This is a genomic window from Flavobacterium sp. KY-23415, assembly GCF_055384985.1.
Genome location: NZ_AP044001.1, coordinates 814380 through 837935, shown reverse-complemented (window position 1 = coordinate 837935; position 23556 = coordinate 814380). Strand labels below are relative to the sequence as shown.

The 23556-nt window shown below is 35.2% G+C and carries 10 protein-coding genes, 2 tRNA genes and 3 rRNA genes; 10 read left to right on the top strand and 5 right to left on the bottom strand.

The window, feature by feature from the left end:
• Positions 1 to 34: 34 nt before the first annotated feature.
• From ACZ49Z_RS04015 to ACZ49Z_RS04005, 3 genes are all read left to right on the top strand, one after another.
• Positions 35 to 2227 carry a peptidase domain-containing ABC transporter gene (locus tag ACZ49Z_RS04015; RefSeq protein WP_464306906.1) on the top strand — a complete coding sequence of 731 codons (2193 nt, stop codon included), beginning with the start codon at positions 35 to 37 and terminating at the stop codon, positions 2225 to 2227.
• A gap of 95 nt (positions 2228 to 2322) precedes the next feature.
• On the top strand, positions 2323 to 3663 hold the full coding sequence (locus ACZ49Z_RS04010; RefSeq protein WP_464306905.1) for an HlyD family secretion protein: 1341 nt from the start codon (positions 2323 to 2325) through the stop codon (positions 3661 to 3663).
• Positions 3664 to 3773: 110 nt separating this feature from the next.
• The gene (locus tag ACZ49Z_RS04005) at positions 3774 to 4754 is read left to right on the top strand and encodes a carboxypeptidase-like regulatory domain-containing protein (RefSeq protein WP_464306904.1); all 981 of its coding nucleotides are present in this window, start codon (positions 3774 to 3776) and stop codon (positions 4752 to 4754) included.
• A 712-nt stretch (positions 4755 to 5466) separates the two neighbouring features.
• Here the strand turns inward: ACZ49Z_RS04005 and rodA are convergent.
• From rodA to purH, 5 genes are all read right to left on the bottom strand, one after another.
• Positions 5467 to 6723: a rod shape-determining protein RodA gene (rodA, locus tag ACZ49Z_RS04000; RefSeq protein ID WP_464306903.1), complete on the bottom strand. Its 1257-nt coding sequence runs from the start codon at positions 6721 to 6723 to the stop codon at positions 5467 to 5469.
• A 1-nt stretch (position 6724) separates the two neighbouring features.
• Positions 6725 to 8641 (bottom strand): penicillin-binding protein 2, encoded by a 1917-nt coding sequence (gene mrdA, locus ACZ49Z_RS03995; RefSeq protein WP_464306902.1) that lies wholly within the window; start codon positions 8639 to 8641, stop codon positions 6725 to 6727.
• A gap of 501 nt (positions 8642 to 9142) precedes the next feature.
• On the bottom strand, positions 9143 to 9967 hold the full coding sequence (gene mreC / locus ACZ49Z_RS03990) for a rod shape-determining protein MreC (RefSeq protein ID WP_464306901.1): 825 nt from the start codon (positions 9965 to 9967) through the stop codon (positions 9143 to 9145).
• A gap of 8 nt (positions 9968 to 9975) precedes the next feature.
• Positions 9976 to 11004: a rod shape-determining protein gene (locus ACZ49Z_RS03985; RefSeq protein ID WP_464306900.1), complete on the bottom strand. Its 1029-nt coding sequence runs from the start codon at positions 11002 to 11004 to the stop codon at positions 9976 to 9978.
• Between the two features lie 56 nt (positions 11005 to 11060).
• Positions 11061 to 12587, bottom strand: coding sequence for a bifunctional phosphoribosylaminoimidazolecarboxamide formyltransferase/IMP cyclohydrolase (purH, locus tag ACZ49Z_RS03980; protein ID WP_464306899.1), 1527 nt, complete (start codon positions 12585 to 12587; stop codon positions 11061 to 11063).
• Positions 12588 to 13750: 1163 nt separating this feature from the next.
• Here purH and ACZ49Z_RS03975 point away from each other — a divergent pair.
• The 7 genes from ACZ49Z_RS03975 (at position 13751) to ACZ49Z_RS03945 (ending at position 23474) form a co-directional block, all read left to right on the top strand.
• Positions 13751 to 15267: ribosomal RNA gene (locus ACZ49Z_RS03975) — 16S ribosomal RNA — on the top strand.
• Between the two features lie 84 nt (positions 15268 to 15351).
• Positions 15352 to 15425 (top strand) — tRNA-Ile (locus tag ACZ49Z_RS03970).
• Between the two features lie 91 nt (positions 15426 to 15516).
• Positions 15517 to 15590, top strand: a tRNA-Ala gene (locus tag ACZ49Z_RS03965).
• Between the two features lie 175 nt (positions 15591 to 15765).
• Positions 15766 to 18637: ribosomal RNA gene (locus ACZ49Z_RS03960) — 23S ribosomal RNA — on the top strand.
• A 145-nt stretch (positions 18638 to 18782) separates the two neighbouring features.
• Positions 18783 to 18892 (top strand): 5S ribosomal RNA (gene rrf / locus ACZ49Z_RS03955).
• Together the 16S, 23S and 5S rRNA genes with 2 tRNA genes alongside form the textbook arrangement of a ribosomal RNA operon.
• A gap of 144 nt (positions 18893 to 19036) precedes the next feature.
• The gene (locus ACZ49Z_RS03950; RefSeq protein ID WP_464306898.1) at positions 19037 to 21271 is read left to right on the top strand and encodes an APC family permease; all 2235 of its coding nucleotides are present in this window, start codon (positions 19037 to 19039) and stop codon (positions 21269 to 21271) included.
• 280 nt (positions 21272 to 21551) lie between these two features.
• Entirely contained in the window at positions 21552 to 23474 is a 1923-nt protein-coding gene (locus tag ACZ49Z_RS03945) for a lipoxygenase family protein (protein ID WP_464306897.1), read from the top strand.
• The last annotated feature ends 82 nt before the right edge of the window (positions 23475 to 23556 follow it).

Sequence of the window (23556 nt, the reverse complement as noted above, 5' to 3'; positions counted from 1 at the left end):
TTTTAATTATTTTTGTAAAAACTATAAACAAATTTTGAAAAAATTTCCTCATTATACTCAAACAGAAAGTAAGGACTGCGGTCCAACGTGTTTAAAGATTATAGCAAAGCATTATGGAAGAATGCTTAATACTCAGAAGTTAAGAGAGCTTTCCGAAACAACAAGAGAAGGGAGTAATTTGCTTACCCTTAGTGATGCCGCAGAACAAATTGGTTTTCGTTCTTTGGGAGTTAAACTATCTCTTGAAAAACTAGAAGAAGCCCCATTGCCTTGCATTTTGCACTGGAACAAAAACCATTATGTTGTTTTATATAAGGTGAAAAAAGGAAAGTACTATGTGTCTGACCCTGCTATTGGTTTAATAGCATATTCAGAATCCGAATTTTTGAAATTCTGGATTGGCAATAATGCAGACAGAACAACAGAAGACGGTATTGCGCTGCTACTGGAAACCACGCCAAATTTTAATGAATCTGAATCCGATCTTGAAGAAAAGAAAACCTATGGTTTCGGGATTTTATCGCGCTATGTTTTTAAATATAAAGCGTTTATTATTCAACTCGCAATTGGTCTTTTTGCAGTCAGTTTGTTGCAGTTAATAACGCCTTTCTTAACGCAAAGTGTGGTTGATGTTGGAATTCACAACCAAAACATGCACTTCATTTATTTAGTGCTAATTGCACAATTGTTCCTGTTTTTTGGGCGCACAGGTTTGGAATTAATTCGTAGTTGGATCCTACTGCACCTTTCTACTAGAATTAATATTTCATTAATTTCCGATTTCTTTATTAAATTAATGAGTTTGCCTATTTCCTATTTCGATGTGAAAATGACGGGAGACATCATGCAAAGAATAAATGATCATCACAGAATTGAGCGAATTTTAACTACATCCTCATTAAGTGTTTTGTTTTCCTTTATCAATATGATTATTATGGGTGGTGTTTTAGCCTATTATAATCTTAGCATATTTGCAGTCTTCTTTGTGGGTAGTTTTCTCTATTTCCTTTGGGTTATTCTGTTTTTGAAGCGAAGAGAAGTATTAGATTATAAACGATTTTCAGAGGTGAGTCAAGAGCAAAGCAAAGTGATTGAGCTTATTAATGGAATGCAAGAAATAAAACTGCATAATGCAGAAAAACAAAAGCGTTGGGGTTGGGAATATATTCAAGCACGTTTGTTTAGGGTTTCCTTAAAAGGATTGGTTTTAGAACAAACGCAAAGTATTGGGTCTAATTTTATTAATGAGCTGAAAAATATTTTCATCATTTTCCTTTCTGCAATCTCAGTAATTAATGGTAATTTAACCATTGGAGAAATGATGGCAATTACAAGTATTGTGGGAACATTAAACGGACCTATTGTGCAATTAATTGGTTTTATAAGAGAGTTGCAAGATGCAAAAATATCTTTAGCCAGATTGTCGGAGATTCATGAAATGGATGATGAGGTGCAAGGAGAGAAAGACAAATTAACAGAGATTCCTTGCGATGAAGATATTATAATTAAAGATTTGTCGTTTCGTTATTTAGGTTCAGATACCAATGTGTTGAAGGAATTAAATATGACCATTCCTGCAAAAAAAATTACGGCAATTGTGGGTACAAGCGGAAGTGGCAAGACCACTTTAATGAAATTGTTGTTGAAATTCTATGAACCTAGTGAAGGTGATGTTTTGCTCGGGAAATCGTCATTGAGTAATCTGTCTCAAAAGGCATGGAGAGATCATGTGGGTTCTGTAATGCAAGAAGGTTTCATTTTTAGCGATTCTATTGCAAACAATATTGCTATTGGAGTGGATGTAATAGATAAGGAACGACTAGATTATGCAGCTAATGTGGCTAATATTAAAGATTTTATAGACGATTATCCGCTGCGCTATAATACTAAAATTGGTTCGGAAGGTGTTGGAATTAGTACAGGTCAAAAGCAACGACTTTTAATTGCTAGGTCGGTATATAAAAACCCAGAAATGCTCTTTTTCGATGAAGCAACAAGTGCTTTAGACTCTAATAATGAAAAAGACATAATGGAAAAGTTGAATGTGTTCTTTAAAGACAAAACCGTAGTGGTTATTGCACACCGACTAAGTACAGTAATTAATGCAGATCAAATTGTGGTGTTAGAGAAAGGGAAAATTATTGAAACAGGAAACCACAACGAGCTAATTGAGAAGAAAGGGAGTTATTATGAATTAGTTAAAAATCAATTGCAGTTGGGGACTTAGTATTTGATTTTGAATGAAATGCTTTTTAATCAAGAAGCATTTGGGTTCAAGTAGCCACTTTGTAATAATTGCAATAATCTATTAAAAGAATTGAAATGCCAGATCATAGTCAAGATACAAACAACACACACTTACCGGCTTCTGATATTGAATTGAGAAGTGAACAGGTTCAAGAGATACTTACAAAAATTCCACATTGGATGATTCGATGGGGTAACCTGCTAATATTAATCATTTTGTTATTAGTATTGCTTTTTTCCTATTTTATAAAATATCCAGATGCAAATACGGCTCAAATTACCATAACAACGCAAGTGCCACCAGAAAAGTTAACGGCAAGAACTTCAGGTAGAATAGAAGCGATACTTGTGAAAGATAATGACGTGCTTGAAAAAGGGACACCTTTAGCAGTAATTGAAAATACAGCTAATTATAAAGATGTTTTTTTGTTGAAAAGTATTGTGGATACTATTGACTTAAAGCGGACTCCCTTTCCTTTTGAAATGTTAGCGTTTACACAATTTGGAGATGTTGAAAATCAATTTGCACTTTTTCAAAAGGAATATAGTTCAGAAGCTTTGCAAAAACAGTTAAAACCGTATCAGGTGGAAAGTATTGCACAAGGATTTGAGGCAAGGCAAATTAGTGAGCGGTTAAGTTTGTTAGCGTCGCAAAAGAGTATTACTGAATCTGAATTGGAACTTCAAAAAAACGATTTAACGCGCTATGAAACCTTATATAAAAAAGGCGTCATTGCAGAACAAGAATTCGAAAAGCAAAAGTTGAATTATTTACAATCTCAAAAGAATTATAAGAATCTGTTGAGTTCAATTTCCCAATTGCGTTCTTCACTAAATGAGTTGAACCGAAATAGTAAGACCACAAAAATTAATGCTACTAAAGATGCCATAAACTTAGAACGCAATGTGATTCAATCCTTTTTTCAATTGAAGAAAGCTATAAAAGATTGGGAATTAAATTATGTCTTGAGAACCGCTATTCGTGGGAGAGTGTCTTTTATGCAATTATGGGCAGAAAACCAAACGGTGAGTGCAGGCGATCAGGTTTTTTCTGTCGTTCCTGTAGATAATGAGGTCTATATTGGAAAAGTTAAGGCATTGGCACAGAATTCGGGGAAATTAAAAGCAGGACAAAGTGTAAATATACGATTGGCCAATTTTCCAGATACAGAATTTGGAATTATTAAAGGGAAAGTAAAAAACATTTCGGCAACACCAGACAAAGAAGGTAATTTGTTGATTGATGTAGACTTGCCTAATGGCTTAGACACGTCCTATGATAAGAAAATTGTATTCCAACAAGAAATGATTGGTTCAGCCGATATTATTACAGAAGATTTACGATTAATTGAACGTTTCTTTTATCAATTTAAAAATATTTTCAGCAGAAAGTCTAAAGTAGAAAAAAAGGAATAAAAATTTGAAGTTATTTTGTGTCGTAATAAAATAATAAAGGACAATAGTTTTCGTTTAGCAATTATTGGAAAGTCAGAAATTCAACTGGCTTTAAAAAAACAAACAATGTTATGATGAGATTAAGGCTAGCCTATATAATTGCCTTGTGTTTTAATTTGTGTCTTTCACAGCAAAAAATTAAAATTCTAGATTTTAAAACGAATAATCCAATTCCTTTTGTTACTGTGATTTTAGATAATAATACGGGAATTTATGCAGATGAAAGCGGGGACATTGAACTTGCTTTTTTGAAATCGGACACCATACATTTAAGCTGCTTGGGTTATGAAAATAAAGAAATTGTTGTTAAAGAAATACGTGACGAGAAAGTGTATTTACTACCCACAACTACAATTTTAAACGAAGTTGTGGTAACCAACAGAAATCCAAATTTCAAAAAAGTAAAGGTTAAAGAAAGTAAACATAATAACTTCATGGAAGGACACATGTTAATAATAGGAGGTGAGCTCTCTTGTTTGATTGACAATCCTAATAATGAAAAAAATGCACAATTAAAGAGTGTTACGATACCTGTTATTACAAAGACAATATCTTTTTCTAAAGAAGATGCAGGGGAAAAACAATTGGTCAACAAGATAAAATTTGCTAGTAAATTTAAAATGACATTCTATGAAAATGATGGTGGGAAACCAGGAACTCCACTATATACTCAAAGCAATATTGTCTTCATATTATCTCAAGAGAATGACGCATTCAAAATAGATTTAAGTGTTTATAATATTGATTTACCATCAAAAGGGATGTTTATTGGTTTTGTTAATTTAGGTCCTGTAGATGAAAATGATAGACTTATACAAACGGAACCCTTCGAGATAAAAGAGTTTAAAGGAAAACAAATTAAAGTTGCAAAACCGACTAAGCCTTATTTTCCAGTAATAAATAAAGAGTATAAACCAAAGACTTTTTACAGATTTTCATTTGAAACTACTGAAACAACAAATGAATGGGAAGTTTTTTATAAACATGGTAAGAAGGTAGATGCCGAGGTTCATACTATAGGGATTGGTTATGAGTTAGGAATATACGATTAATAAGTTTGAAAGCCAAAATAGATATTAGAAAAGGTGTAAATTAGAAATAGGAGTTGTAGTTAAAATATGTTTTTAGTCAGATATTTGATTGCACCCAAATTGCGCATTAGACTTATAGCTACAAAATAGTTGCGAAATACGGAAGTTTTGATCTATATAGGTAACATTAGCGACATCGAGTATGTAAAGCGGAGTACTAGGCACATTCACAAATAAAGGCTTAAAGCTTCCTTACTCCAGAAGTAAACCCCGTTTTTTGAGCAAAAAGTCTTGAAAACGGGGTTTACTATTTTTTGAGACAATTTGATAGGTACTATATCAAACATTAAAATGTTAATAACATTTTTAACTTCAATTTCCTTTAGATATTTGAAAACTTATACTTGAAATTTTTATTTATTGAAGTGTAGAGATTTCATTGGCTTACTTCTGAAATTGCTTTTTTTACAGCTGATATAATGTTCTACTTCAAATTATTGTTGTGACAAAATAGATTCTGTTTTTCACTTTGTCACAAAAACCGTGACATTTTTTATTCTAAATCTAAAATGCCACAAAAACTGTGACGTTTTCGTTTTTTATTTTAAAAAAGTCACAAGGTTTAAAGTTGTCTAAAGAGTATATTGCGTTTCAACCAGATGGGAATGTTATTATCATCTTGTTTCACAATATCTAGGCTTTGAGGTGTAATTTGTACTGTGGCAGTTTTAAATTACCACTCATTCACCTTATTGGCATCTAATTTAATAAAAACAAAAAGCATAATTGTAAAAGCCCATAAACTTGAACCACCGTATGAAAAGAAGGGTAGCGGCACACCAATAGTAGGGAATAATTTAATAAGCATGGCTATATTTACTAAAAAGTGTGTAAAAAGATAGGTAGCAACACAATACCCATAGACTCTACTAAATTTGGTTTTTTGCTTTTCTGCCAGCACTATAATACGGAGAAACAAAGCAACAAAAAATAGAATTACAACGACAGAGCCTGCAAACCCCCATTCTTCACCAACAGTCGTAAAGATGTAGTCGGTGTGTTGTTCTGGAACAAAACCACCTTTGGTTTGCGTGCCTTCTAAATATCCTTTTCCAGTTAATCCACCAGAGCCAATTGCAATCATCGCTTGGTTAAGATTATAGCCTTCTTTTTTTATATCGACATTGTCGCCTAATAATACATCAATTCTGTCTTTCTGATGTGGTTCTAGAACATTATTATAAACATAGTTCACCGAAAAAACATAACCAGAGATGATTAAAAAAAGTAAAAGATATAGAATTGGATTTCTGCTTATTTTTCGATTTCTTAAAAAATGAATAATCATGATCACCAAAATGCTTACTGCTATATATTTTGGTTCAATTTTTAAAGCTGTAAAAAAAAGGACAATGGCAACAAAGCCAGAAATTAAATACCAACTCGGTAGGCCTTCTCTGTTTAATACAAATATTAATGATAAGAATATCATTGCACTTCCAGCATCGGGCTGCATCATAATTAAGAGAATGGGTAGAAAAATGATTGCAAAACTTATCAATTGATGTTTGGTGTCTTTTAAGTTAATTTGAGAAAAACTTAAGTATTTTGCTAAAAGGAGAGCAGTTCCTGTTTTTACAAATTCTGAAGGTTGGAATCCGAAGCCACCAATTTTATACCAGTTTGTTTGTCCTTTAATTGTAGATCCAAAAACAAATAATCCGAGCAGTAACAGAATACCTAAACCATAGAAAACAAAAGAAAAGCGTTCGAAAACTTTAGCATCAACAAATAATAAAATGAAGATTAAAGGAATCGTTAGAAATATGAACATCATTTGTCGTCCATATATTTGTGTGGTATCTAAAATAGAAGTTTCTTCAAAGGGAAGAGATGCCGAATATATTGTCATCCAACCCATAAGAACTAGGATAGTATATAGAATTACGGTAAACCAGTCGATACTGTTTCCTATGCTTTGATTTCTCATTTTAATTTACGTCTTCTTCTTTTCTAGCTATAGTAGCGGTTAGTGTGTCTTTTGCTTTTTCTTGTTGTGGAAAACGTTGGTAAATAATGTTTTCTATTTTGGTATATTCACTTTCTAAAGACTCTGTGAGCATTCTTTTTTCTAAATCTTTTCTCGTAATTTCTCCGTTTACATATTTTTCAACCATTAAAGTAGCAATTGGTCCTGCATATCTATTACCCCAATAACCATTTTCCACAAACACAGCAATTGCAATAGTTGGGTTTTCCTTTGGTGCAAAAGCCACAAATATGGAATGATCTTTTAGTTGATAGGTTTTCCCTGCCACTCTAATTTTGTTTTCTGCAGTCCCTGTTTTTCCACAAATTTCTAAGCCATTTACTCTTAAAGAGCTAGCTGTTCCTTTGTTGTACACATCTGCCAAACCTTGAATCATAGGGTCAAAATGTTTTGGATCAATAGTGGAATAGTGTTTTGTTGTGAATTTTTTATCAATTGGACTATCTTTTATTTTTTTTACAATATGAGGAGTGTAATAATAACCTTTGTTTGCAACGACTGCCATCATATTGGCTAATTGAAGTGGGGTTGTTAATACTTCTCCTTGGCCAATACCATTAGAAATGATTGTAGATCCTTTCCAGCCACCGTTAGGATATATGCGGTTGTAGGTTTTAGAAGTGGGAATGTTTCCTTTTTTTCCAGTGGGTAAGTCTGTCCCCATATAATTTCCTAGTCCAAAACTTTTCACATGGTCAGACCAAACATCTACTCCTTTAGATGAGTTTTTAAATTTATCGATAGTGTTTCTGTAAACACTACAAAAATAAGTATTGCAAGACTGATACGTTCCATTATTTAGTCTAGAGAAACCTGCATCATGACACTTCATAAATCGACCTCCTCCATAGGAAAAACCATGATGGCAAGTGAAACCAGTTTCTTCAGTAATTACTTCTTCTTGAAGGCCAATTAATCCTGTTATTATTTTAAAAGGGGAACCAGGGGGGTATTGAGCTAGAAGACCGCGATCAAACAAAGGGTTTGCAATCGAATCTGTATATAATTGTGTGTAGTTTTTTGATCGTTGTCTTCCTACTAAAAGTGCAGGGTCATAAGTTGGTGCAGAAACCAAGGCTAAAATTTCTCCTGTTTTTGGTTCGATAGCAACAATTCCACCACGCTTGTTGACCATTAATTCGGTGCCATATTTTTGAAGTTCATAATCTATAGTTAATGTTAAATCTTTTCCTTGTTTGGAAAGTGTGTCGAATTTTCCTTCTTTGTATGGGCCAATTATTTTGTTGTGTTTGTCTCTAAGTAAATATTTTATGCCTTTGACACCTCTAAGAACTTCTTCATATTCTTGTTCAACACCTTGCTTTCCAATTAAGTCACCACTGTTGTAATAGGGGTTTTTGTTGATTATTGCTTCATTTACTTGTGTAATGAATCCAAAGACATTTGCTCCTACATTTATTTGATAATCTCTTAAGGCTCTTTTCTGGGTGTAAAACCCTTCAAATTTTCTTTCTTTCTCTTGAAATGAAGCATACTCTCTTTTGTTTAATTGGGAAAGAAAAACAGAAGGAAGCCTAGGGCTGTATATTGTAGCTTTTTTGATTTTATGAATAAAGTCTTCTTTTGTGATATTAAGTAAATTGCAAAGTTCTAGAGTATCTATGTTTTTAATTTCTCTTGGCACAACCATAATGTCATAGGAAGGTTGGTTTGCAACCAAGAGTTTTCCATTTCTATCATAGATGTAGCCTCTTTCTGGGAAATCATAAACTTTTTTTATGGCATTATTTTCAGACTTTAATTTTAAAGTTTCATCAATTACTTGTAAATAGAAAATACGTGCAATTAATATAATTGAAGTAATTATAATTATAACGGGCAAAACTAATTTTCTCATCGCTTACTTGGTTTTATTAGATAAATAATTAGTAAACAAAAAATGAGTGTATATAAACTTGTTAATAGTGTTCTAACCATGATGTCTATAAACAATGAGATACTAAACAACTCAAATGTGAATATAAAAAGGTGGTGTATAAATATGGATAAAAGTATGAAAGTTATTCTTTCAGTAGATAGTTTGTCTGCTATTTTGACTGTTTGATATTCATAGCTTAATCCGAATGAAAATCGAAATAAACTGGGTCTAATAAAGGCAAGGATTAATGATGCCAAAGCATGGATACCTGCAGAATTGCAAAACATGTCTATGAAAAGGCCTAAGAGAAAGCTACTTATTAATAGTAAGTTTTTGTTTCCATTAACTGGAAATAGAAGGATGAATAAGATATAGGGTAAAGGATTTAGGTATCCAAAAGTGTCAAAACGATTGAATAGTAGTACTTGCGAAAAAAGCAGTAATACAAAACGTATAATGTTTAAAATTATTGTATTCAATTTATTTTTTTGTTGTTACTTGTTCTATTGCTTCTTGTTCTTTTTTGTTTTTATTCTCAATAATATAAACATATCCTAATGCTGTCATATCGTTAAAAACTCTAACATTTATAGTATAGTAGTTTGTTTTCTTATCAATAAAAACTCTATCAATTTTTCCAATTGGAATATTTTCTGGGAAAATGACAGATTCTGCACCTGTAACTATTGAATCTCCTTTTTTTATTGATGCCAGTCTTGGTACATCAACTAATTGAACATAACCTGCGTTTTTTCCGTCCCAAGTTAGAGTTCCAAAATGATCTGAATTCTTTATTTTAGCATTTGTTTTTAATTTTGTGTTCAAAATACTGATTACAGTTGCATATTTATTTGATGTATCTTCTATCACTCCAACAATCCCTCTTTCATTAATAACTCCCATATTGGTTTTTATTTTGTTTTTAGCACCAGAATTTATAGTTAAATAATTTTCTTGCTTATTGTAGGAGTTTTTAATAACTTTTGCTTTGCTTACAGTAAAAAAATCAGCGTCATTATAAGAAATATTTTTGAAGTCCAATAAGGTGTCTTTCTTGTTGAATAACAATTGTTTTAATCTTGCATTTTCTTCAGCAAGGACTTCATTTTTTTTCTTTAGACTTAAATATTCTTCAGCAGAATTAATCTGTTCATAAATACTGCCAGTAACACTATTTGCGCTATTTATATACTTACTTCTGTGATAGGAATGTGATTTTATAATTAGTGTAAAGGAAATACCTAAAAGCAGCAAAAACAGCAAACGATGGCTGTTTTTTATGAATAGATATATTATTTGCTGCATATGTTATTTTATTTGATAAGTATACTTTTGTATTTATTTATGTTTTTTAGCGCTATTCCTGTTCCTCGAACTACCGCTCTTAATGGATCTTCTGCAATATAGACGGGTAAATCCGTTTTTATAGAAATTCGTTTGTCTAGTCCTCTAAGCATTGAACCTCCACCTGCTAAATAAATACCTGTGTTGTAAATGTCGGCTGCTAATTCTGGAGGAGTTTGAGAAAGTGTTTCCATTACTGCATCTTCAATTCTTTGAATAGATTTGTCTAATGCTTTTGCAATTTCTCTATAAGATACATCTACCTGTTTTGGTTTTCCAGTAAGTAAATCTCTACCTTGAACTGACATTTCCTCTGGAGGACTGTCTAGGTCTTCTGTTGCTGCACCAATTTGTATTTTAATTTTTTCAGCAGTTGTTTCCCCAACAAATAAGTTGTGTTGGGTTCTCATATAATAAATAATATCATTGGTAAAAACATCACCAGCAATTTTTACTGATTTATCACAAACAATACCTCCCAAAGCAATTACTGCAATTTCGGTAGTACCACCACCAATATCAACAATCATGTTTCCTTTCGGCTGCATAATATCTACACCAATACCAATTGCAGCTGCCATAGGTTCATGAATAAGATATACTTCTTTGCCATTTACTCTTTCTGCAGATTCTTTTACAGCTCTCATTTCCACTTCAGTAATTCCAGATGGAATACAAATTACCATTCTCAACGCAGGGGTGAAAAGTTTTTTCTTTAATGCAGGAATACTTTTAATAAGCATGCTTATCATTTTTTCAGATGCATCAAAATCTGCAATAACACCATCTTTTAGTGGGCGTATGGTTTTAATGTTTTCATGTGTTTTCCCTTGCATCATATTGGCTTCTTTACCAACTGCTATAATTTTTCCAGTAATTCGGTCTCTTGCTACAATAGATGGGCTATCTATAACAACTTTATCGTTGTGAATGATTAAGGTATTTGCGGTTCCAAGGTCAATTGCGATGTCCTCAGTCATGAAATCAAAAAATCCCATATGCTTTTTTAGGGTTTTGTGTTAGTAAATGTTTGGTTTCTACAAATGTAATAAAATTAATGTTTAAAATGGCGTGTTCCTGTAAATACCATTGCTACATTATTCTCATTACAATAATTAATGCTTAATTCGTCTTTTATTGATCCACCTGGTTGAATAACAGCTGTAATTCCTGCTTTGTTTGCAATTTCCACACAATCAGGGAATGGGAAAAAAGCATCGCTGGCCATAACAGCACCTGTTAAGTCAAATTCAAATGAAGTTGCTTTTTCGATAGCTTGTCTTAAAGCGTCAACTCTCGAAGTTTGTCCCGTTCCAGACGCACAAAGTTGTCTGTTTTTTGCTAAAACAATGGTGTTTGATTTAGTGTGTTTGCAAATTTTAGAGGCAAAAATCAAATCGTCAATTTCTTCTTCTGTAGGTTCTGTAGTGGTAACGTTTTTTAATTGTTGTTTAGTATCAGTAATGTTGTTTTTATCCTGAACCAAAATTCCGTTTAAACAAGTTCTTATTTGTTTTTCTGGCAAGGCAATGTCGTTTATTACTAATAAAATTCTGTTTTTCTTCTCTTCTAATAGGTCTATAGCTTCTTTGTCATAAGATGGTGCGATGATAACTTCGCAGAACAGACCATGAATTTCTTCAGCAGTAGCTAGGTCAATATTCCCATTTGCAATTAAGACTCCTCCAAAGGCAGAAGTAGGATCGCCTGCCAATGCATCAATATATGCTTCTTTCATAGTATCTCTTGTTGCGATACCACAAGCATTATTATGTTTTAAGATTGCAAATGTAGGTTGGTCATATTTGAACTCGCTCATTAAATTTACTGCAGCATCTACATCAAGTAGGTTGTTGTAAGAAAGGTCTTTTCCGTTTAATTTAGTGAACATTTCATCAAAATTTCCAAAAAAGAAGCCTTTTTGATGTGGGTTCTCACCATATCGCAATGTCTTGCCTTTTTCAATACTAACTTTTAGGTAGGTATCATCAGAGTTGAAATAGTTAAAAATGGCAGTATCATAATGAGAAGAAGTGTGAAAAGCTTTAGTAGCTAGTAATTTTCTTTCTTCTATTGAAGTTGCCCCGTTTCCATCTATATAATATTGTAAGAAAGTTGCATATTCGTCTACAGAAGCTACAATTACAGTGTCTTTAAAATTTTTAGCAGCAGCTCTAATTAATGAAATGCCACCAATGTCAATTTTCTCAATAATAGCGGCTTCGTCGGCACCACTCGCAACAGTTTTTTCAAACGGATATAAATCAACGATTACTAAATCTATTTGTGGAATACCAAACTCCTCCATTTGAGCAATGTCGGTTGGGTTGTCTTGACGGTTCAAAATTCCACCAAAAACTTTAGGATGTAGTGTTTTTACGCGCCCTCCCAAAATAGAAGGATACGAAGTTACATCTTCAACTGCGACTACAGGAATGTCTAAATCCTTTATGAATGACTCTGTTCCACCTGTGGAATAAATAGTAACGTTGTTTTTGTGTAATGCTTTGACTATAGGTTCTAATCCTGTTTTGTCAAATACCGAGATTAATGCAGACTGAATGCTTTTTACTGAGTTCATTTTGTTGTGTTGTTTAACCTATAATGTAGGTTACTTAGATTCAATTGTGTTTTTAGTTTTGCAAAAGTAGTTATACTTATTAAAAGATTCAAAAGATATTTTTAATTGTTTAATGTTTTTTTTGTAAAAAGTGCGTGTGTTTTAAAAACAGATTTTGTTATTAAGGAAGTGTTGTTGTTTTTTGAGAATGGAAATGATATAAAGAGTTAATAAATTGCATGCGGAATCAGTGTGTTTGATTGTTGTTTAAGTGGTTAAATTTATAGGATATATGTCGTAAGAATAGAATGTGATGATGTTGTCTGTATTATATATATCTTTTGTCACGAAGGTGGTGGGTTTTGAAAGACTGTTAAGTGTGAGGGTTTGTTTTCTGATTAATGTTTAAGGAGTATTTAATAGGTGAAACTGAGGCTTGGGATTGATGTGAATTGAATTTTTTTATAAATTATTTTGACTATATAGGGTTTGGAAAGAGGGTTGTGTTTATGATTAGGGTGTAGTTGGTGAATTTTCTATTGTTTGATGTTAAGGTTTGTTATGAGGGAATGTTTTGTGAGTTTTTATTTGTAGATTTCGTGTTCTGGTGTTGGAATGTTGAAAATCTGTATGAATATGTGGTTGGCTTAGTTTTTGTTGATGGTTATTTAGTGAGTGAAAAAAAAGTTTTTATTGTAAGTAATTGAAAATTAAAGTGCTAAAAAATATATTTTAAAATAGTTTCAAAAACATTAGGAAACTACTAAAAAGTGACTACTTTTGCATCCGCATTACCGCAGAGGTTCTTTGGTAGATTAATGAAGATAAAACGAGAGTTTTGGGTTTTTAAGAAAAGAAAAAAAATATTTTCAAAAAAAAGCTTGTCGGAATTAAAAAACTAATTATCTTTGCACCCCGCAAAACAAGCGAAGTTCAGATACATATTGAGTGAGATTTAAGATAAAAAAAATATCAAATAAATCTTGTGAGATTAAAAAGAAGGTTGTAGTTTTGCAGCCGCTAACACAGAGACGCAAGTTTTGGAGTTAGAGGTTTAAAATACGAAAGACACGTTCATAGACATATTGAATTGACAGCATAATTTAGAGTGATTTAAATTATAAAAATAAGAGAGTAGAGGCGAATTAAATACACTAGTTTTTATCGTACAATATAAAAAATATACGATGAAGAGTTTGATCCTGGCTCAGGATGAACGCTAGCGGCAGGCCTAACACATGCAAGTCGAGGGGTAGAGGAAGCTTGCTTCCTTGAGACCGGCGCACGGGTGCGTAACGCGTATGCAATCTACCTTGTACAGGGGGATAGCCCAGAGAAATTTGGATTAATACCTCATAGTATTATTGGAAGGCATCTTCTGATTATTAAAGTTCCAACGGTACAAGATGAGCATGCGTCCCATTAGTTAGTTGGTAAGGTAACGGCTTACCAAGACGATGATGGGTAGGGGTCCTGAGAGGGAGATCCCCCACACTGGTACTGAGACACGGACCAGACTCCTACGGGAGGCAGCAGTGAGGAATATTGGACAATGGGCGCAAGCCTGATCCAGCCATGCCGCGTGCAGGATGACTGCCCTATGGGTTGTAAACTGCTTTTATACAGGAAGAAACACCTCTACGAGTAGAGGCTTGACGGTACTGTAGGAATAAGGATCGGCTAACTCCGTGCCAGCAGCCGCGGTAATACGGAGGATCCAAGCGTTATCCGGAATCATTGGGTTTAAAGGGTCCGTAGGCGGCCTTATAAGTCAGTGGTGAAATCTCCTAGCTCAACTAGGAAACTGCCATTGATACTGTAGGGCTTGAATTTTTAGGAAGTAACTAGAATATGTAGTGTAGCGGTGAAATGCTTAGATATTACATGGAATACCAATTGCGAAGGCAGGTTACTACTAATGGATTGACGCTGATGGACGAAAGCGTGGGTAGCGAACAGGATTAGATACCCTGGTAGTCCACGCCGTAAACGATGGATACTAGCTGTTCGGATTTTATCTGAGTGGCTAAGCGAAAGTGATAAGTATCCCACCTGGGGAGTACGCACGCAAGTGTGAAACTCAAAGGAATTGACGGGGGCCCGCACAAGCGGTGGAGCATGTGGTTTAATTCGATGATACGCGAGGAACCTTACCAGGGCTTAAATGGAAGACGACGTTATTGGAAACAGTAATTTCTTCGGACGTCTTTCAAGGTGCTGCATGGTTGTCGTCAGCTCGTGCCGTGAGGTGTCAGGTTAAGTCCTATAACGAGCGCAACCCCTGTCGTTAGTTGCCAGCGAGTGAAGTCGGGAACTCTAACGAGACTGCCGGTGCAAACCGTGAGGAAGGTGGGGATGACGTCAAATCATCACGGCCCTTACGTCCTGGGCCACACACGTGCTACAATGGCCGGTACAGAGAGCAGCTACATGGTGACATGATGCGAATCTTCAAAACCGGTCTCAGTTCGGATCGGAGTCTGCAACTCGACTCCGTGAAGCTGGAATCGCTAGTAATCGGATATCAGCCATGATCCGGTGAATACGTTCCCGGGCCTTGTACACACCGCCCGTCAAGCCATGGAAGCTGGGGGTACCTGAAGTCGGTGACCGTAAGGAGCTGCCTAGGGTAAAACTAGTAACTGGGGCTAAGTCGTAACAAGGTAGCCGTACCGGAAGGTGCGGCTGGAACACCTCCTTTCTAGAGAAAGATATAGATTAGTGTTTTATATAGCATTTACTCTCGCTGTTGGTTCAAATAATACAATAAAACTTAAAGAAACAGAGTCTCGTAGCTCAGCTGGTTAGAGTACTACACTGATAATGTAGGGGTCGGCAGTTCGAGTCTGCCCGGGACTACTATTTTAAAGTTTTAAGAGGAAATTCTAGAGGTTTGCTAACCGTTTTAAGTAGTGTTAACTAAAAACTGTTAACTGATCACTAAAGAAACGGGGGATTAGCTCAGCTGGCTAGAGCGCCTGCCTTGCACGCAGGAGGTCATCGGTTCGACTCCGATATTCTCCACTATTCGAGTGAATAGTGAATAGTGAAAAGTATTAGTGAAAACTAGTTACTAATTACTAAGGACTAATTATTAGAAAACCGTTCATTGACATATTGAGAAAAGAAAAAATAAAAATATAATAGAAAGCACAAATTTCGGGTGTTGTATAGTATATAACACTTGATAAAACAAGTACAATAAGCAAAATAAGGGCGTATGGGGAATGCCTAGGCTCTCAGAGGCGAAGAAGGACGTGATAAGCTGCGAAAAGCTACGGGGATTGGCACACACGAATTGATCCGTAGATATCCGAATGGGGCAACCCACTATGTTGAAGACATAGTATCCGATAGGAGGCAAACCCGCTGAACTGAAACATCTAAGTAGGCGGAGGAGAAGAAAACAAAAGTGATTCCGTAAGTAGTGGCGAGCGAACGCGGATTAGCCCAAACCAGAGTTGTTACGGCAATTTTGGGGTTGTAGGACCACGAGATTTCTTTTGGATTGAATTAGAATAACCTGGAAAGGTTAACCAAAGAGGGTGATAGTCCCGTATAAGTAAGAGAAGATAAGGATAGTGGTATCCTGAGTAGCGCGGGGCACGTGAAACCCTGTGTGAAACTGGCGGGACCATCCGCTAAGGCTAAATACTCCTGAGAGACCGATAGTGAACCAGTACCGTGAGGGAAAGGTGAAAAGAACCGTGAATAACGGAGTGAAAAAGATCCTGAAACCATACGCTTACAAGCGGTCGGAGCCCTTTCGTGGGGTGACGGCGTGCCTTTTGCATAATGAGCCTACGAGTTACCGTTGCTGGCAAGGATAAGTACTTCAGGTATGGATCCGTAGCGAAAGCGAGTCTGAATAGGGCGCCTGAGTCAGTAATGGTAGACGCGAAACCGTGTGATCTACCCATGGGCAGGATGAAGCTTTGTTAACCCAAAGTGGAGGTCCGAACCCGTTGACGTTGAAAAGTCTTGGGATGACCTGTGGGTAGGGGTGAAAGGCCAATCAAACTCGGAAATAGCTCGTACTCCCCGAAATGCATTTAGGTGCAGCGCTAAATTAGTTATATAGAGGTAGAGCTACTGATTGGATGCGGGGGTTTCACCACCTACCAATTCCTGACAAACTCCGAATGCTATATAATGATTTTTAGCAGTGAGGGCATGGGTGCTAAGGTCCATGTCCGAGAGGGAAAGAACCCAGACCATCGGCTAAGGTCCCCAAATGTATACTAAGTTGAAAAAACGCGGTTTGTCTGCCCAGACAGCTAGGATGTTGGCTTGGAAGCAGCCATTCATTTAAAGAGTGCGTAACAGCTCACTAGTCGAGCGGACGAGCATGGATAATAATCGGGCATAAGTATACTACCGAAGCTATGGACTCTACGGAGTGGTAGGGGAGCATTCTAAATTGGGTTGAAGGTGATATGTGAGTATTGCTGGACTATTTAGAAAAGAAAATGTAGGCATAAGTAACGATAATGCGGGCGAGAAACCCGCACACCGAAAAACTAAGGTTTCCACAGCTATGCTAATCAGCTGTGGGTTAGTCGGGTCCTAAGGCGCATCCGAAAGGAGAAGTCGATGGCCAACGGGTTAATATTCCCGTACTACTTATAATTGTGATGGAATGACGGAGTGATGAAAGCACCGCGAACTGACGGAATAGTTCGTTGAAGTATTTAGCTATAAGATCTATAGGCAAATCCGTAGATTTTGGTGATATACGATAGTACTCGGCGTCTTCGGACAAAGGGATAGTGTGCCTAAGGGCTTCCAAGAAAAGTTTCTAAACTTAGATTATAAGTACCCGTACCGTAAACCGACACAGGTAGTTGAGGAGAGAATCCTAAGGTGCTCGAGAGATTCATGGCTAAGGAATTAGGCAAAATAGACCTGTAACTTCGGGAGAAAGGTCGCCAGCAGTAATGCTGGCCGCAGTGAAAAGGTCCAGGCGACTGTTTATCAAAAACACAGGGCTCTGCAAAATCGTAAGATGAAGTATAGGGCCTGACACCTGCCCGGTGCTGGAAGGTTAAGAGGAGATGTTATCTTCGGAGAAGCATTGAATTGAAGCCCCAGTAAACGGCGGCCGTAACTATAACGGTCCTAAGGTAGCGAAATTCCTTGTCGGGTAAGTTCCGACCTGCACGAATGGTGTAACGATCTGGACACTGTCTCAGCCATGAGCTCGGTGAAATTGTAGTATCGGTGAAGATGCCGATTACCCGCAGTGGGACGAAAAGACCCTGTGCACCTTTACTATAGCTTAATATTGACCTTGGACACGTGATGTGTAGGATAGGTGGGAGACTATGAAGTGGCGTCGCTAGGCGTTGTGGAGTCATTGTTGAAATACCACCCTTTGCTTGTCTGAGGCCTAACCCCGCAAAAGTGGGGGACATTGTTTGGTGGGTAGTTTGACTGGGGTGGTCGCCTCCAAAAGAGTAACGGAGGCTTCTAAAGGTTCCCTCAGCACGCTTGGTAACCGTGCGTAGAGTGCAATGGTATAAGGGAGCTTGACTGAGAGACATACAGGTCGATCAGGTACGAAAGTAGAGCATAGTGATCCGGTGGTTCCGTATGGAAGGGCCATCGCTCAAAGGATAAAAGGTACGCCGGGGATAACAGGCTGATCTCCCCCAAGAGCTCATATCGACGGGGGGGTTTGGCACCTCGATGTCGGCTCGTCACATCCTGGGGCTGGAGAAGGTCCCAAGGGTTGGGCTGTTCGCCCATTAAAGTGGCACGCGAGCTGGGTTCAGAACGTCGTGAGACAGTTCGGTCTCTATCTACTGTGGGCGTTAGAAATTTGAATGGATCTGATTCTAGTACGAGAGGACCGAATTGGACAAACCTCTGGTGTATCTGTTGTTCCGCCAGGAGCACTGCAGAGTAGCTACGTTTGGAAGGGATAAGCGCTGAAAGCATATAAGCGCGAAACCCACCATAAGATGAGATTTCTTTTAAGGGTCGTGGAAGATGACCACGTTGATAGGCTATAGATGTAAAGGCAGTAATGTCATAGTCGAGTAGTACTAATAACCCATAAGCTTATGTACGTATTCCTGCACCGTAAGGTGCAGGGAGTCACTTTCTAATAAAAAATAAATTTTCTTGTCTCAATATGTTAAGATATTGTTCTAATTATTCAATGTTGAAAGATATTTACTAATTAGAAATATTGCTCAAAGCAATGAAACCTCTTAAGGTGATTATTGCGTCGGGGCTCACCTCTTCCCATTCCGAACAGAGAAGTTAAGCCCGACAGCGCAGATGGTACTGCAATTTTGTGGGAGAGTATGTCGTCGCCTTTCTTTTGAAAACCCTAATCATAACTGATTAGGGTTTTTTGTTTTTAAGGCACTGCTATACTATCTGCTTTATTGTTTTTTAAATTTTGTTAAAAAATACATTTTTTAATTGATTATTGTTTTTAAATTGCAAAATAATTGATGATAATGATGGAAAATAAGTTACAAACTTTAAAAGCTAATTTCGGTACATTACCAGTTTTTTTAACTGCAATTTCAACTATTTTAGGAGCTGTAATGTTTTTAAGGTTTGGTTTTGCAGTGGGAGAGGTTGGTTTTATGGGAACACTATTGATTATTTTGATCGGTCATTTGGTAACAATTCCAACAGCAATGGCTTTAGCTGAAATTGCAACGAATCAAAAAGTCGAAGGTGGAGGAGAATATTTCATAATTTCAAGATCATTTGGTTTAAATATTGGATCATCAATTGGATTGGCTCTTTATTTATCACAAGCAATTAGTGTTGCTTTTTATGTTATTGCTTTTGCGGAATCTTTTGAAGCAATAAAGCCATGGATAAGTAATGAGTTTGGCTATACAATTACAAATAATAGGTTTTTTAGTGTTCCAGCGTTATTGTTACTTATAGGCTTAATGATTACAAAAGGTGCTGATCTAGGAATGAAAGCTTTATATGTAGTTGTTGCTATTCTTTTTGTGTCTTTAGTAATGTTTTTTTTAGGTTCTACAGATTATTCCAATGTATATGACAATACGTTGTTATTTCAAAATGTAGATTCGAGTAAAGGTTTCTTTTTTGTTTTTGCAATTATTTTTCCTGCTTTTACTGGTATGACAGCTGGAGTGGGACTTTCTGGTGATTTGAAGGATCCTAAAAAATCTATACCATTGGGAACGCTTGCAGCAACCATTGTAGGAATGATAATATATATATTTATTGCTTTAAAATTAGCATATTCGGTTTCTCCTGAAGATTTAGTTAATGATCAATTAATCATGAGTAAAATTGCACTATGGGGACCAATAATTCCTTTAGGTTTAGCTGCAGCTACAATTTCATCTGCGTTAGGATCGTTTATGGTTGCTCCAAGAACACTTCAAGCTATTGGTTCTGATAGGGTTATACCAAATGAAAGGGTAAATGATTTTATTTCTGCCGGAACTTCAAAAAATAATGAGCCTCGTAATGCTACTATTATTACTAGTGTAATTGCATTAATTTTTGTTTTAATGGGTGATGTAAACGCTGTAGCAGAGGTTATCTCAATGTTTTTTATGGTTACCTATGGTTCTCTATGTTTAATTTCATTCATGCAACATTTTGCAGCAGATCCTTCGTATAGGCCTTCCTTTAAATCGAAATGGTATCTTTCATTGTTAGGAGCGGTCTTGTGTGTCTATTTAATGTTTAAGGTTAATGCCGTTTATGCTGTGGCCTCAATATTGTTAATGGTAGGTATTTACTTTTATATTACTTTTAATAACAGTAATAAGAAAGGTATGGCTAATATTTTTCAAGGAGTAATTCATCAATTAAGTAGAAATTTGCAAGTTTTTCTTCAAAAAACAGAAAAGGAAAGTTCTGATGATTATTGGAGACCAGGGGTTATTTGTTTAAATAAGGATAGTTTTCAAAGATTAGCAGCTTTTGATATGATGAAGTGGATTTCTCATCGTTATGGTTTTGGTACTTATATACATTTTGAAAAAGGATATTTCTCTAAAGCAACTAAGCAAATTACCAATGAGAAATTAAACAAATTAATCGAAATGGCTAATACAACTAAATCTAATGTGTTTTTAGAAACTATAATAAGCCCTTCAAATACTAATGCTATAGTTCAAGCAATTCAGCAGCCTGGTATTTCAGGACATAATAATAATATGATGCTCTTTGAATTTAAAAAAGGTACAACGGAATGGTTAACAGATGTTGTCGATAATTATAATTTAATAGCTTCAGCTGATTATGATTTATGTATTTTAGCTAGTTCCGATCGTAATTTTGGTTACAGAAGTGAAATTCATGTATGGATAAAAAAGGAAGATTTTGAGAATGCCAATTTGATGATTCTACTTTCCTATATTATTTTAGGTCACCCTGATTGGAAAAAATCAGAAATTAAGATTTTTGCCGTAGTGGATAAGGCTAATTTGGAAATTGAAAAGGAAAGTTTAATACAGCTAACAACAACAGGTAGGTTGCCAATATCTCCAAACAATATTATTATGTTGCCAATCGATGAAAATGTAGATAAAATTCAATTGATTAATGAAACATCTAAATCTTCTGATTTAACAATTTTAGGATTCCATGAAAGTAATTTGAAAACTAAAGGCATAGAAATTTTTAATAAATATAATGATTTAGGAAATGTTTTGTTTGTCAATACTAGAAATAGTAAGCAAATCAAATAATATTGGTGTTTTAATATACTATAAAGTGGAAATAATAGAATAAATAGATAAGTAAGGATTGACAAGATTACGGTTTGTATAGGCTGTTTTTTATAAAAAAGCAAGAGTAATGTTTAACGTCCATTTTATTAATGATCAGCCTGTGATGAAATTTATTTTAAATGTATTGATTTCATAAAAAGTTTTTAAGTAATTGTTATAAAAGAAAACAGGTATTTATACGCATAAGAAAAACGGAATGATTATTTAGCTTTGAAAAGTAAACAAATTCTATTTGATCATGAAAATTTTATTAGTTCTACTTTGTATTGTTGCAGTTGGGTTTGTTCTCTGGACATTGTATAGAAAGTATATTGTAAATGAAAAGACAATACTTCATTTACCGTTGCAAGAACTTGGTTTTAAAAACGTACCAGCCTTTCCAATTATCCTAAAAGAAGTAATGGCAACATTAGTTAATTTATTAGGAAGAAGTAGGGAAATAAAACAATCAAAATGGGGTTTGTCTAGACTGTATTCTATTAAAAATTATACGGCAAATGCATATTCTTTTGCCTTCGGTAGAAAAGATTTGGATAAAAAAGAAGAATCTATAAATAAACTACTGAATGAAGTAAAGAAAAACAATAATTCACTTTATAGAAGTACTTCGTTTTTAGAAAGTAAATTGAAAAGTGAAGGGGAGCCATGCAAAATTCTAGAATTTGAGCCTTTAACATCGTTGTCATTAGATTATCCTGAACAATTTTCACTTTCTTGGACAACTTTTGGAAATTTATATAATGAGGCATCTGACAATGTTTTACCGCTATGGTCTAAATCATTATCAGATGCGAAAACAGCTACTGAGCAGTTTTTTCCGACTATTGCAAGGTATGGTGTTGCTTATAATTTATTAATCCTTCAAAAGGTAACTGCTGAGAATTTTTCGATTTACAAAGAGTTTTTTTTGGTAAATTGGACAGCAGAAATGGATAAATTGTATGAGGATGGAAATCTTTATATAATTGATTTTAGGATTTTTAATTCGCTAAAACCTCAGCAAACAGAAGGTTTTGTTCGGTTTACTCCAGCAACTTTTACATGGTTAAAACGCGAAAGCGTAACTAAAAGAATCGTTCCGTTTGCTATTCATGTTTCTGGTTATAATGGAGCTAGCGAACAATTTTATGACTATAATACAGCTACTAGCGTAACATGGTTATATGCATTGCAAGCTGTTAAAACATCTGTTACGGTATATGGAATTTGGTTAGGTCATGTGTATCATTGGCACCTAGTAACCGCAACGATGGTTATGACAATGTATAATTCTTTTTCTTTGAATAATCCAATTAGTAAATTTCTTTCTCCTCAGTCTAAACATTTAATTGGATTTAATGATGTTTTGTTGCTGCTTTGGAAAAATGTTGCCCCTCCAACCTCTATTACAACTGCGCATCAGTTTCTTGAATTGATTGACAAATTTGCTGAAAATAGAAACTTTTTTGACGATGATCCGAAGGAAACAATAAAAAAATTAGGGTTGCAAGAAGCTGATTTTACTATTGCTGAATCCTGGGATTGTTATCCAATTATTAGATACCTACTTTCAGTTTGGGATATAGTAGAGGAATATGTTACTCAGTTTGTTCGTTCTGCTTACTCAACAGACAATAGTGTTGTTAATGATAAAGAATTGCAAGAATGGATTCTGATATCAAGCAAGAAAGAAGGTGGTAATTTAAGAGGACTACCGACTATGAATTCTAGAGTTGCTTTGATAAAAGTTTTGACTAGTGTTTTATATAGGATTACTGTACACGGAATTTCTAGATTAGATAACACGGCTAATCCAGCGATGACATTTATTGGAAATTTCCCGCCTTGTTTACAAAGTACTCACATACCGAATGCATCAAGTGAATTTGATGCTCAAGAATTATTGGAATATTTGCCCAATACAGGAACAATTGGAGAAATGATAACGTTCTATTTTACCTTTGTAAATTCTGCTCCTTATGAACCGATTATACCATTATCAGGTATAGAAGAGGAGCTTTTCTTCACAGGAGGTCTTGATAATCCAATTAATACTGCTTTAGTTGTGTTTAGAAATAAATTGGTAGCTTTTATGAAAGAATATTCAGAAAGAAATAAAATACAGAATAGCCCTTCAAATGAAGTGCAAATACATCAATGGCCAATGAGTATTGAAACCTAATTTAATAATATGTAATCATGAATTAGACGCAATCATAGAACCAGTTTGTTATATTTATTTAGGTTTTTAATTTTGCATTTTC